The 13,788-nt window shown below is 53.6% G+C and carries 6 protein-coding genes; 4 read left to right on the top strand and 2 right to left on the bottom strand.

The window, feature by feature from the left end; translation table 11 throughout:
* Positions 1-77 precede the first annotated feature (77 nt).
* The 4 genes from ACR0K9_RS17115 to ACR0K9_RS17100 are packed head-to-tail and all read left to right on the top strand — an operon-like array spanning position 78 to position 10,406.
* Positions 78-3,596, top strand: coding sequence for a helicase-related protein (locus tag ACR0K9_RS17115; RefSeq protein ID WP_480824997.1), 3,519 nt, complete (start codon positions 78-80; stop codon positions 3,594-3,596).
* On the top strand, positions 3,593-4,348 hold the full coding sequence (locus tag ACR0K9_RS17110) for a hypothetical protein (protein ID WP_480824995.1): 756 nt from the start codon (positions 3,593-3,595) through the stop codon (positions 4,346-4,348). Before ACR0K9_RS17115 ends, ACR0K9_RS17110 begins: the two co-directional genes overlap by 4 nt.
* A 15-nt stretch (positions 4,349-4,363) precedes the next feature.
* Positions 4,364-7,090: a DUF1156 domain-containing protein gene (locus ACR0K9_RS17105; protein ID WP_480824993.1), complete on the top strand. Its 2,727-nt coding sequence runs from the start codon at positions 4,364-4,366 to the stop codon at positions 7,088-7,090.
* A 10-nt stretch (positions 7,091-7,100) separates the two neighbouring features.
* Positions 7,101-10,406, top strand: a complete 3,306-nt coding sequence (locus tag ACR0K9_RS17100; protein WP_480824991.1) for a Swt1 family HEPN domain-containing protein — start codon at positions 7,101-7,103, stop codon at positions 10,404-10,406.
* Between the two features lie 234 nt (positions 10,407-10,640).
* On the opposite strand, the gene gyrB is transcribed toward ACR0K9_RS17100, so the two are convergent.
* Both gyrB and ACR0K9_RS17090 read right to left on the bottom strand, forming a co-directional pair.
* Complete coding sequence (gyrB, locus tag ACR0K9_RS17095; protein ID WP_480535297.1) at positions 10,641-13,058, bottom strand: DNA topoisomerase (ATP-hydrolyzing) subunit B; 2,418 nt, start codon at positions 13,056-13,058, stop codon at positions 10,641-10,643.
* 103 nt (positions 13,059-13,161) lie between these two features.
* Positions 13,162-13,734 carry a TetR/AcrR family transcriptional regulator gene (locus ACR0K9_RS17090; protein WP_480824989.1) on the bottom strand — a complete coding sequence of 191 codons (573 nt, stop codon included), beginning with the start codon at positions 13,732-13,734 and terminating at the stop codon, positions 13,162-13,164.
* Positions 13,735-13,788 lie beyond the last annotated feature (54 nt).

Raw genomic sequence — 13,788 nt, 5'->3', positions numbered from 1 at the left:
CCTGCACAAAAAAAGCGAGATGGCAGTCGCAACACAACTGTCGAGAACTGCAACGGGCAAGAATGTAAGGCAAGTACGTGAAACTGGAAGAAGTAAGACCAAACAGCAGAATCAGCGGAATTGAAGTCGGAAAGCCCGTCGAAGTAGTTTCTGTGGAATGGATCGGTGACCAAGCTATTAATGTCGTTTTCCGCTCAACGAGTGGCCAAGTTTCTGAAAGTACTTTCTTTCGGGATGATGAACACCGTTTGGAAGTTGTGGACCGAGGTCAGAATTGGTCGTTCGATGCCGACGGTGCCATGCTCCGTCTTGTTACAGAGGCAAATAGAATAAGACTGGCACACTTCTTCGATCCATACCTGGCCATTCACACAAGCCTCGTCGATCCGCTTCCACACCAGATTTCGGCGGTCTACGGAGAGATGCTACCCCGACAGCCGCTAAGGTTCCTGCTTGCGGACGATCCAGGTGCCGGCAAGACTATCATGGCTGGTCTTTTGGTTAAGGAACTGATTGCTCGTAGTGATTTGGAGCGTTGCCTTATCGTGGCTCCCGGCAGCCTCGTCGAGCAGTGGCAAGACGAGCTTGGTGACAAATTTGACCTCGAGTTTGATATTCTCACTCGGGACATGATTGAAAGTTCCCGTTCGGGCAATCCGTTCAACGATTGCAACAGGATGATTGCTCGTTTGGATGTTTTGGCTCGAAATGAAGATCTTCAGGAAAAGCTCCAATCATCAACGGAGTGGGATCTGATCATCGCGGACGAAGCCCACAGGATGTCTGCAACATTTTTCGGAAACGAAGCCAAATTCACAAAGCGCTACCAACTGGGCCAGAAGTTGGGTCAGGTTTGTCGGCATTTCCTTTTGATGTCCGCCACGCCGCACAACGGCAAGGAAAAAGATTTCCAGCTTTTCATGGCATTGTTAGACGGAGATCGGTTTGAAGGCCGATTTCGCGACGGCGTCCATGTAGCAGACGTTGAAGACATGATGCGGCGTCTAACAAAAGAGGAGTTGCTGCGCTTTGATGGTCGCCCGCTCTTCCCCGAAAGGCGCGCGTATACCGCCAAATACGACCTTTCACCTCAAGAAGCAGAACTTTACGCGGTCGTGACCGAATACGTCCGAAATGAAATGAACAGGGTCCAGCGTTTTGCCGAAGATGACGGGCGCAAGCGGAACAATGTTGGATTTGCTCTACAGATCCTTCAGCGACGTCTCGCCTCCAGCCCAGCTGCAATCTATCAATCCCTAAAGCGACGCAGAGAGCGGCTCGAAAGCGATTTGGCTGAGGCGAGACTAGTCGTCAGAGGCAAGTCGGCGTCATTTAATGTCCCAAACGTCAGTGACGAAATGCTCAGAAATCTCGAAGAATATGAACAGGAGGAGGTCGACGAACTTGAAGAGCTCATTTCTACGGGCGCGACAACGGCGGAGACAGTAGAGCAGCTTGAGTTGGAAGTCGAAACCTTAAAGAAATTGGAAAACATGGCCTTGGTTGTGCTCCGCTCTGGCCAAGACACAAAGTGGCAGCAGTTGGATCGCATACTCGATGACGATCTAATGGTGGATACCGATGGACATCGCCGAAAGCTGATCATCTTTACTGAACCCAAAGACACGCTCGAGTACCTGAGGCAGAAGGTGACCGCACGATTAGGTCGTCCGGAAGCAGTGGAGGTGATACACGGCGGCGTAACAAGAGAAGAGCGCCGCAAGGTTGTTGAGCGCTTCATGCAAGACCGAGATTTGTTAGTTCTGATCGCAAATGACGCCGCTGGAGAAGGCGTTAACCTTCAACGCGGGCACCTTATGGTGAACTACGATCTGCCTTGGAATCCGAACAAGATCGAACAGCGCTTTGGGCGGATTCATCGTATCGGACAAACAGAAGTTTGCCATCTTTGGAACCTAGTAGCCAATGACACACGTGAGGGCGAAGTCTATGCACGCCTACTCGAAAAGCTCGAAGCGGCTCGAGAAGCTCTGGGTGGGCGCGTGTATGACGTTCTGGGAGAGCTCTTTGAAGAGAGAGCCTTGAAGGATTTGCTATTCGAAGCGATTCAATATGGAGAGCAGGACGAAGTCAAAGCACGCCTATTTGAGGCTGTTGACGGAGCCGTTGATCAAAGCCATTTGCTGCATCTGCTTCAGCAGCGACAACTTACTAACGACACTATGCCGGAAGCTCGTGTCCAGGAGCTTCGCCTCCAGATGGAACTTGCAGAAGCGCAACGACTTCAACCACACCACGTTCAGAGCTTTTTTATTGAGTCCTTCCGTCAACTTGGGGGGCAAATAAAGAGCCGTGAAGAAGGTCGCTGGGAGATATCTCATGTTCCATTGGCGGTCAGAGAACGGGATCGCCAGATTGGAATTGGCGCGCCATTGCAAAAGAAGTACGAACGGATCTGCTTTGAGAAAGGCAAAATCAATCAGCAACCTGTTGCTGCTTTCGTGTATCCCGGGCATCCGTTGCTCGAGGCGGTGATCAGCCTTGTTCGTGAGCAGAACGAACATTTGATGAAACAAGGCGCCGTGCTCATCGATGATACGGACGATAGCACGGAGGTGTCGGCACTATTTCTGCTGGAACACAGCGTACAAGACGGTCGCACGACCAGCACGGGAAACCCGAACCTTCTGTCCCAACGGCTCCAGTTTGCTTCAATTGGCAAAGAAGGCGAGATCACAAACGCCGGGGTTGCTCCGCACCTGAATCTCCGAGCCGCTAAGCCAGAAGAAATCGAACTGGTAAAGGACTCACTGAGCGCTGACTGGCTGAGACATGATCTTGAAAAAAGGGTTGTTCAGTTCGCAACAATAGAAATGGCGCAAAACCACCTGGCTGAAGTGCGTGAGCGCCGGGTTCCCGAGATCGATAAAGTCGAACACGAAGTTAAAGCCCGGCTGAAAAAAGAGATCAACTACTGGGATTCGCGAGCTTTCGAACTTCAGGAAGAAGAAAAGGCCGGCAAAAAGACTCGTCTTAATTGGAAAAATGCTCAACGGCGAGCCGAGGACCTCGCGGAACGTCTCAATCGTCGTCTGCAAGTTATTGAGCAAGAGAGATTTGTCTCTTCTCAACCGCCAAGGGTCAGGGGTGGAATGATCATCGTACCCAGAGGCTTGTTGTCTGAACGAAGCCAAGGTGACGCGGCAACGGCAAAACCAACAGGCTTCTCTGAAGATCCTGTTGCCCGCCGACAAATCGAACTCAAAGCTATGGAAGCTGTGATGTCGGCGGAAATCGCTCTAGGCAATGAGCCGCAGGATGTGTCTGCCCAAAAGGTTGGCTACGATATTGCGTCCTACGATCCAAAAACTGATCACATGCGATTCATTGAAGTTAAGGGCCGCATAGACAGCGCGGACACAGTAATGATAACGCGACAGGAGCTTATAACTTCGCTAAACGAGCCAGACAAATTCATACTCGCACTTGTTCAAGTTGGGGATGGTTTCGTTCACGAACCACGATACGTACATGGCGCGCTTGATACACGTGAGCCGCCTTTTGAGCAAAATGCGATTCAATTCAATATCAAGCGGCTTCTTGAAAAGGCGGTAAAACCCGAGGCCGTATCATGAGGTATGCGGAGAAGAGCTTTGAGGTCCGTTTCTGCGCGGCTCTCACAGCTGCGGTTATGCCTTTGAACCGGAACCCGAAATGGTTCGGCCTCACTCAAGCGCAGGAACGCCAGGCAGGTATCGATACGATCCTCGGCATTGGTGGGACGCTTGTAATTTTTCAGTTCAAGGCCAAGCAAAGCAACAAGATCAAGATTGATCGAGAGCAATACCAAAAGCTGCGAAATGTGGAGAATACTTACCCCAATAGTACTTTCTATGTGTTCCCGGAAGCTGGCGACATCTTTGCAGCCGGAGCGGAAAACTGTTTGTTCGAACACGCCTTTTGTTGTCCGCCTTCTCGGTTTGATGCAGCGTTTCCGAATTCCGAAAATTCTGCTGCCTTCACTCTAGACGTAGGATCCAGTTACCTCGCCAAGAAAAGACCGGCGCAAACACTACACATAAAATCGGCCTGCGAGCGACTGGGATGTTTTTGCCCTTCTTCAGCGCATGACATCATGGCAGCCCACACTGGGCGAGGCGGATCGCTGATTCAATTTCTAACGCAAGGATGGCAGGATGGGACCGCCGATGTGGTGCCACCGCCTTTCACAGATAACAGTCCCGGTATACCGATAGGGCAAACACCGGACGAGCGGGCAGATTCGGGCAACCCAATCAGAAGTGCGGAAGCATTCGAACGGCTTTTGGGTGAAGATGCGTTTAAAGACTTGAACCGAGGTCTATACGGCCTGTTCTTCTCAAACTGACTTCGAGGACTTGAAATGAACTACAAAAAGAAACTTATCGAAGTCGCAATCCCGCTGGAAGCGATCAACGCGGCGTCAGCGCGGGAGAAGTCGATCCGGCACGGACACCCTTCGACGCTTCATCTGTGGTGGGCACGGCGGCCATTGGCAGCGTGTCGGGCGGTGCTGTTTGCACAACTAGTGGACGATCCTTCGAGCCATCCGGACAAGTTCCCCACTGAGGAGGCTGTGGAGGCGGAACGCAAGCGGCTGTTTCAAATCATTGAAGACTTGGTGAAGTGGGAGAACTCGACCAATGAGGAGGTGTTGGAACGCGCGCGGGTCGAGATCCGCGCCAGCTGCGGGGGCGAACTGCCTCCGGTCTATGACCCATTCTCGGGTGGCGGGTCTATACCGCTTGAGGCGCAGCGGCTAGGTATGCCCGCCTATGGCTCCGACCTGAACCCTGTGGCGGTGATGATCGGCAAGGCGATGATTGAGATTCCGCCAATGTTCAAGGACATGGAGCCCGTCCATCCAGGGGAACCCGAAGCAGGTCATGGTGGCTATCGCAATGCGCAAGGACTCGCTGAGGACATTTTGTTTTATGCTAAAGTGTTGCGAGAACGCGCATCGGAAAAGATCGGTCACCTCTACCCCAAGGTGGATTTAGAAGACCGTGATGGTGGTGGCGAAGAAACCGTTTTGGCATGGATCTGGGCTAGAACTGTTCCAAGCCCAAATCCTGCTTTAGGCGGCGTCCAAGTTCCTTTGGTGTCCAGCTATTGGCTTTGCAAGAAACCGAAAAAGAAGGTTTGGGTCGAACCTCATGTCGAAGGACCAACAGTTCGGTTTGAGGTAGTGACCGGAACTCCGAGGGATGAAGAGAAAATCGGAAAAGGAAACAAGGTTGGACGCGGAGCGAATTTCACTTGCCCTGTGACAGGTGACGCTATCACTGCTGATTATGTAAAAGCAGAAGGCATGGCGGGGCGCATGGGGTGGCAGCTTCTCGCAATCGTGGCGGAAGGAAAAGGCGGAAGGCGGTATGTTTCGCCAAACGAGAAGCATGAAACTGTTGCTTTCTCTGAAGAACCCGATTGGCGGCCCGAAGCACCAATGTCGCAACATCCGCAGTATATGAGTGTGACAAACTATGGTCCCACAAATTGGTCGGATTTGTTCACTGACAGACAAACCGTTGCGCTCAACACGTTCATAGACCTAATCCCCAGCGTAATCTCGGACATTGATGCAAGTGATGAATACAAGAAAGCTATTGCAACTTACTTGTCACTAGGAGTGGGACGTTTGGCAAATCGGCAGTCAACTAGCACGTTTTGGCACACGCAAGGAGAAAAAGTAGAACAAGTTTTTGCAATGCAGGCTCTTCCCATGCGCTGGGACACAGCCGAGGGCAATCCATTTTCGCAATCGTCCGGCAACTTCGTGGGTCAAGTAGAGTATTTGGCCAAGGCAGTTGCGAATTTGCCGGCAACGCAGAACGGTAGTCGTGAGCTCCAAAAAAACGCGCAAACTGTAGACTTTTCAGATTGTGTTGTGTCAACTGATCCACCCTATTACGACAATGTTCCATACGCTGATCTTTCAGATTTCTTTTATGTTTGGTTGAGAAAATCAATGAAAGCGCTCTATCCGGAAATTTTCGGTACGATGTTGGTCCCGAAGGCGGAGGAACTAGTGGCCGATCATCAGCGTCACAGCGGAAAAGAGCCAGCAGATCAGTTCTTTCTAAGAGGTATGACCGAGGTCATGCACAATATGGCTAGCCAAGGGCGGCAGGATATTCCAGCCACGATTTACTATGCGTTCCGACAGGGGGAAGTTGACGATGGAGGTATGGCCTCAAAAGGCTGGGCTACCTTCTTACAAGCGGTAATTAGCGCAGGATACCAAATTGGCGCAACCTGGCCTGTAAGAACCGAATTGGTTGGCAACCTCAAAAAAAATAGGAACGCTTTAGCGACGTCAGTCGTGCTTTCTTGTCGACCAAGGTCTGCAAATGCTCACACGGTTTCTCGATCCGAGTTCATCAGAATACTCAGAAAGGAACTTCAGGCCGCAATGTCAGACTTGCAAAGAGCGAATATTGCGCCCGTGGATGTTCCTCAATCTGCAATCGGTCCAGGGATTGGCGTCTTTAGCCGATATCGGAAAGTACTGGAAAGTGATGACTCCGCAATGTCTGTTTGGAGGGCTTTACAAGTCATCAATGAAACACTCGATGAACTCTTGTCGGAGCAGGAAGGCGACTTCGACCCAGACACTAGGTTCGCGATTACATGGTTCACTCAACATGGTTACAATACCGGTCCTTTTGGAGATGCCGATAACCTGGCTCGGGCGCGTGGAATTTCCGTCGATAACGTCAAGCACGCTGGAATTGTTGAAAGTTCCGCGGGCAATGTTCGAATACTGAAGCGGGAAGAGATAGAACCGGATTGGGATCCCGCCACTGACGATCATCCAACGATCTGGGAAGGCTGTCAGCACCTGATCCGGGTCATGGAAAGTGATGGTGAATACGCTGCTGCGGTTCTTCTGAAGAGGATTGGCAGCGACAAGGCCGAGGCGGTCAAAGATCTTGCCTATTACCTCTATGACGTCTGTTCGAACAAGCGACAAGATGCCAAGGAAGCCACCCATTACAATGCCTTGATTTCAGGCTGGACCGAGCTCACACGTCTGGCCGCCACGATCCACGATACCGATATGAATCGCCAATCGGCGATGGACCTCTGAGGACGAGCACATGGCAAAAAGCAATCGCCAGTATGTATTCGAAGGCATGGAGCACATGCAGAAAGGGCTTCAACCCTATGTCATGCGTTCTTTGGAAGCCGGAATGGGTAAGGGGTGGCCTCAGGAAGTGATCGCCAAGTTCCCGCACTGGCGGCCCCAGGGAAACGGAAAGTTCAGCCTCGACACCCAAAAGCTGCTCCAAATCATGGATCGTTGCTGGAACGAGGCGTTCCGTTCGACATTGGACAAGGGACACCGTTCGATTGTTATCGAACTGACCGATGTGCGAAACAAACTCGCGCATGATGAGAAATTCTCCTACGACGACACGGAACGTGCGCTGGACAATATGCGCAGGCTTCTAGAAGCCGTGAGCGCCGGTGAGTCTGCGTCTGAAATCAGCAAGATGCGCGACAGCATCCTGCGGACAAAATTTACAGAGATGGCGCGCTCCGAAGAGCGCAAACAGTCGAATGCGACAGCGATCTCAACCGAAACGGTCGCGGGCTTGCTACCCTGGCGCGAGGTCGTGGAGCCGCATCAGGATGTTGCGACCGGTGAGTTCCAACAGGCCGAGTTTGCGGCTGATCTGGCCAAAGTGCATAATGGCAGCGCTCCTCCTGAGTATCGCGACCCAAAGGAGTTCTTTGGGCGGACTTATCTAACGGACGGTTTGAGCACCTTGATCAAAGGAGCAGCCAAGCGTCTTTCCGGCAAAGGGGGCGATCCTGTCGTCGAGCTGCAAACCAACTTCGGCGGCGGCAAAACGCACTCAATGCTGGCTTTGTATCACATGGCCGGCGAAACACCCGCTCAGGACCTTCCTGGCTTGGATCAGCTTTTGTCCAAGGATGGTCTAAGCGTTCCAGAGAAAATCAGCAGGGCTGTTCTCGTCGGGACCTCACGTGGTCCACATGACGTCGTCAAACTCGATAATGGTCAAGAGATCCGTACGACCTGGGGAGAGCTGGCTTGGCAATTAGGCGGGAAGCATGCGTTCGACTTGGTTGCTGATCAAGACGCGAGCGGGATTGCTCCTGGTTCTGAGAAGCTGGAAGAAATTTTCAGGATGTGCGCGCCGAGCTTGATCCTTATTGATGAGTGGGTCGCCTATTTGCGACAAATCTACAAAATCGAGGGCCTTCCATCTGGCACTTTCGACGCAAACTTGTCATTCGTCCAAGCTCTGACAGAAGCAGTTAAAGCATCGCCAAACACACTTTTGGTTGCGTCGCTTCCGGCCTCGCAAATCGAAGTTGGCGGGGAAGGTGGTCAGGAAGCTCTGACCCGACTTAAGCAAACATTCAGTCGTGTCGAAAGCTCATGGCGCCCAGCTTCGCAAGAGGAGAGCTACGAGATCGTCCGCCGAAGACTATTCAAAGAAATACCAGGGGACAAATATCGGCACAGGGACAACACGCTGAAGCAGTTTGCCAAACTCTATCGGGAAAACCCGAATGAGTTCCCCCAAGGCTGTGCGGACGAAGACTACCGACGCAAGTTGGAGAAAGCGTACCCAATTCACCCCGATCTTTTTGATCACTTGTACACGGCATGGGGGACGCTTGAGAAGTTCCAAAGAACCCGCGGTGTACTTCGGTTGATGGCTCAAGTCATCCATGAGCTTTGGATGTCCGACGACAGATCGGTAATGATAATGTCGGGCAGCGTGGCCATTGGGTCTGCCCGAGTGGAGCCCGAACTGCTGCACTATCTTGATGTGTCGTGGCAGTCGATAATCGCTGGTGACATCGATGGTGTTAATTCAACGCCATACAAAATCGATCAAGCTGCTCCTAACTTAAACCGATATTCGGCTACACGCAGGGTGGCGCGTACGGTGTTCATGGGCACTGCACCACTCAGTGGGCAAGAAAATCAGGGAATAGACGACAAGCACATCAATCTGGGTGTTGTTCAGCCAGGAGAGAGGGTCGCAATTTTCGGTGATGCTCTCCGCCGTCTGACGAACCAAGCAAAGTTCATGCATAGTGATCTAGGCAGGCATTGGTATTCCATGTCCGCAAGTTTGAACAGGGTCGCTGCGGACAGAGCCGGGCAGTTCGAGGACGCCTTGATCGACGTCGAAATTGACAAAGCGCTGGCGTCATACATCAACGGTATCGCCGACAGAGGGCACTTTGACGCCGTACAAGTGGCACCAGATGGATCTGGTTCCGTACCGGACGAAGTAGGAGGTGTTCGCGCTGTCGTATTAGGCGTAAAACACCCGCACAATGGGCGAGATACTTCAGATGCTATGGTCGAAATCAAGGACGTGCTCCTTCAGAAGGGCACAACGCCTCGGGTTTATCGAAATACGCTCGTTTTCATTACAGCAGAATACCGTCAGCTGGAAAATTTGAAGGACGCGTTTCGTACATCACTTGCTTGGGACGGAATCGTTCGCGATGCAGAAACCGGCCGTCTAAACCTAAGAACTAGTGACATTGCTTTGGCCAAAGAAAAAGCAAGAGAAGCCAGCGATACGGCCAAAACCCGATTGAAGGACACTTGGTGCTATCTTGTCTACCCGTATCAAGAGTCTGCGCCAGCTGACGTTGAATTCGCTTCCACAAAAGTGGCAGCTCAGGATGGTGTGCTTTCTAGGGCCAGTAAAAAGCTGGTTAGTGACGAAGCGCTGCTGCCCGAGATTGGTCCAGAGCGGCTGAACAGAGAGCTGGAGAAGAGCATTTGGCATGAAAATGATCACCTAAAGCTTAAGGACCTTTGGGAATACTCAAACCGGTATATCTACTTGCCGCGTTTGAAAGGTCGAGAAACACTGACAAAAGCTGTGCAAGCGGCGATTGGAGCTATTGTTCCAGGTCCTTTCGCATACGCAGAAAGATTGGATGAATCGAGCGGAAGCTATGTTGGTCTTTCTATCGAGGGTGCGTCTTCAACGGTCGTTAGTATCGATCAGGATTCTGCCATAGTCAGGCCCAAGGTAGCGGAAGCAAATCGTCCGCAGCCACAACCTCTTGGCCCTGTTGTAACTGATCCAGAAACTGGAACCCAACCAGATGACCCAGTCCAGCCTAGGCCAATTTCCCCTATAGACCCAGTGAACGGTTCAAAGAGCGATCCAACGCGGTTCGTGGGAACGGTGATGCTATCTGCCGAACGGCCCGCCCGCGACATGCATCAAGTCGTAGAAGGGATTGTTGAACAGCTAACAACTCTCCAGGGGGCTGAGGTAACATTAAAACTAGAGATTGACGCTGAAGTTGAGACTGGGCTGGATCGCGCAAAGGTTCGAACGCTTTTAGAAAATGCGAATACGTTAGGTTTCATTGACAAAAAGATTGAATAACAAAAGAGAAGCCTAGCCGAAATATGTGCGGCTAGGCGCCAAACGCTTACCGATGGTTGCCTCATTGGGTCGCTAAAGCAATAGCGCGCCTTTGACACACTATCCTTAATCAACTTTAAATGGAAATCGCCCAGATATTTCTCAAAATGCAGGAAAGCATGCAGGCTTATGGGGAAATCCTGCAAACTTATGCGGCGCGTGTAGGTTTGTGCGCGTCCCTACACCTACAATCTCCTAAAAATCCAAATTCTCGACGCTCAATGCGTTTTGCTGAATGAACTCCCGTCGCGGCTCAACAACGTCGCCCATCAGCTTGGTGAACAGATCGTCGGCCTCGACCATGTCGTCCACCCGCACCTGCAGCAGGGTGCGCGCATCGGGGTCCAGCGTGGTTTCCCACAGCTGATCGGGATTCATCTCGCCCAGACCCTTGTAGCGCTGCAACGACAGACCCTTTTCGCCCTCGTCCAGAATGGCGCGCAGCAGGTCCAGCGGGCCGTGGATAACCTGAGATCGGTCGCGACGGATCAGTGTTGCGGGGGTGTTGTAGACCTCTTGCAGGCTTTGGGTGAAACTGCCGGTCTTGCGCGCTTCGCCCGAGCGCAGCATGGGGCCATCCAGCGTGCGCACCTCTTCGACGCCGCGCAGGATGCGGGCGAGACGGATGCCGTGATCCTGAGTGATCCGACCCTGCCAGCCGCGTTCGTATTCCAGCGCGATCAGGTCGAGACGGGTGGCGACCTTGTCGGCCACGCCTTGCAGGTCGGCATCGACCGCGCCGGGCACGAAAGCCCCGGCAACGGCGGCCTGTTCCAGAATGTGGCGTGGGTAATGCGTCGGGAAGGCGTCCAGCACGCGCTTTAGCTGACGCGCTTCGTCGACCACGCGGGTCAGGTCCTGCCCGATGATTTCCTCGCCCGAGCCCAGTTTCAGCACCGCGCCCTCGACGCCTTGGTTGATCAGATAATCATCCAGCGCGGCCTGATCCTTCAGGTAAACCTCTGATTTGCCACGGGAAACTTTATACAGCGGCGGTTGGGCGATATAGAGATAGCCGCCCTCGATCAGTTCCGGCATCTGCCGGTAGAAGAAGGTCAGCAGCAGGGTGCGAATGTGTGCGCCATCCACATCGGCGTCAGTCATGATGACGATCTTGTGGTAACGCAGTTTTTCGATGTTGAACTCATCGCGGCCAATGCCGGTGCCCAGCGCCATCACCAGATTGCCGATTTCCTGAGACGACAGCATCCGGTCGAACCGCGCCCGTTCCACGTTCAGAATCTTCCCGCGCAGGGGCAGAACCGCCTGAGTCAGTCGGTCGCGGCCGGTCTGGGCGGAACCACCGGCCGAGTCCCCCTCGACCAGAAAGACTTCGGTCTTGGATGGGTCCTTCTCGGAACAATCCTTCAGCTTGCCGGCCAGATAGTTCACATCCATAGCCGTCTTGCGGCGGGTCAGTTCACGGGCCTTGCGGGCAGCCTCACGAGCCAGCGCGGCCTCGATGATCTTGCCGACAATTGCCTTGGCCTCGTTCGGGTTTTCCTCGAACCACTCGGCCAGTTTTTCATTCATCAGCCCTTCGACCGCCGGGCGGACTTCGGAACTGACCAGCTTATCCTTGGTCTGTGATGAGAACTTGGGATCGGGCACCTTGACCGACAGCACGCAGGTCAGACCTTCGCGCGCGTCATCGCCGGTGAAGCTGACCTTTTCCTTCTTTGCAATGCCGCTGGATTGCGCATAGTTGTTGATCGTCCGGGTCAGCGCGCCGCGGAATCCGGCCACATGGGTGCCGCCATCGCGCTGCGGGATGTTGTTGGTGAAGGGCAGCACCGTCTCGTGATAGCTGTCATTCCACCACATGGCGATTTCCACGCCGATATCGTCGCGCTCGCCCTTGATATAGATGGGCTCGGGCATCGCCGGGGTTTTCGACCGGTCGAGGTATTTGACGAATTCCTTGACGCCGCCTTCGTAAAACAGCTCGGTCTCCAGCCGTTCCGCAGGGCGCTCGTCGATCAGGATGATGCGGACGCCCGAATTCAGGAAGGCCAGTTCGCGCAGTCGTTTTTCCAACGTTTCGAACGAGTATTCGAGGTTCGAAAACGTGTCGGTCGAGGCCAGAAACCGTACCTCGGTCCCGGTCCGGTCGCCGCATTCGCCTACGACTTTCAGATGTTCTGCCGTTTCACCGCCCTCAAAGCGCGCGACATGTTCCTTGCCCGCGCGCCAGATGCGCAGCTCCAGCCAATTCGACAGGGCGTTCACCACCGAAACGCCCACACCGTGCAGACCGCCCGATACCTTGTACGAGTTGCTGTCGAACTTCCCGCCCGCATGCAGCTGGGTCATGATGACCTCGGCCGCCGAAACGCCCTCTTCGGGGTGGATATCGACCGGAATTCCACGCCCGTTGTCACTGACCGAAACGCTGGAATCGGCGTGGATTTTCACCGTCACATGGTCGGCGTGACCGGCCAGAGCCTCGTCAATCCCGTTGTCGACAACTTCATACACCATATGGTGCAGGCCCGAGCCATCGTCGGTGTCCCCGATATACATGCCGGGGCGTTTGCGAACCGCCTCCAACCCTTTGAGAACTTTGATGGAATCTGCGCCGTATTCTTGTGGGGCCTGTGCGTCTTCGGACATTCAGTCAGTACCTATATTATTTTGGTAATTTATACGTTTTCTGGTGGGGAATGTCACGTGGTACCCCAATATTTTGTGGTTGTTTCGGAGGAAAATCCGCGCGTCACAAACGGTCGATATCCGCCGCGATATCCGCCGCAATCGCCTGCGCATCCACATCGCTGCGTTCCGCCGACAAGCGCAGGCCCAGCAGGTCCGACTGATACCGCGCAGCAAGGCGCTCCGGGTCGTGATCCGCACCAATTTCGCCTGCCTTCTGCGCCCTGCGGAACAGGTCTGCAAAACACGCTTTCATCTGCCCCAGAGAGGCACTGGCCTTTGCCGCCAGCGCATGATCTTTGGCCTGAAGTTCGGCATAGGTCTTGGCCAGCATGCAGGCCCGCGTTGGCGAGGTTGTATCCTCGATCACCCGGCGCGGCTGGATCTGCAGCGCGGCCTTCGGCCCCAACTCATCCGCCAGCGCCGTCAAGCGCGCCACCCCGTCCTGCGCATAGCGCTCAAGCGCCAGCGCATAGAGCGCATCTTTCGATCCAAACGCCGCATAGAAGCTGCCGGGCTTCAGCTTTAACTCCCTTTCCAGATCTTTCAGCGACGTCCCTGCCCAGCCATGACGCCAGAACAGATCTCGGGCCTGCGCGATCAGCGCGTCTCGGTCATAGGTAGGTTTGCGGGGCATTGTTGACACCAATTCTTGAACGCTCGCTCAAATATATACTTGAGTGATCACTCA

The organism is Ruegeria sp. L12, assembly GCF_056531745.1.
The sequence above is the reverse complement of the archived record's forward strand: the minus strand, read 5'-3'. Positions and strand labels throughout refer to the sequence as shown.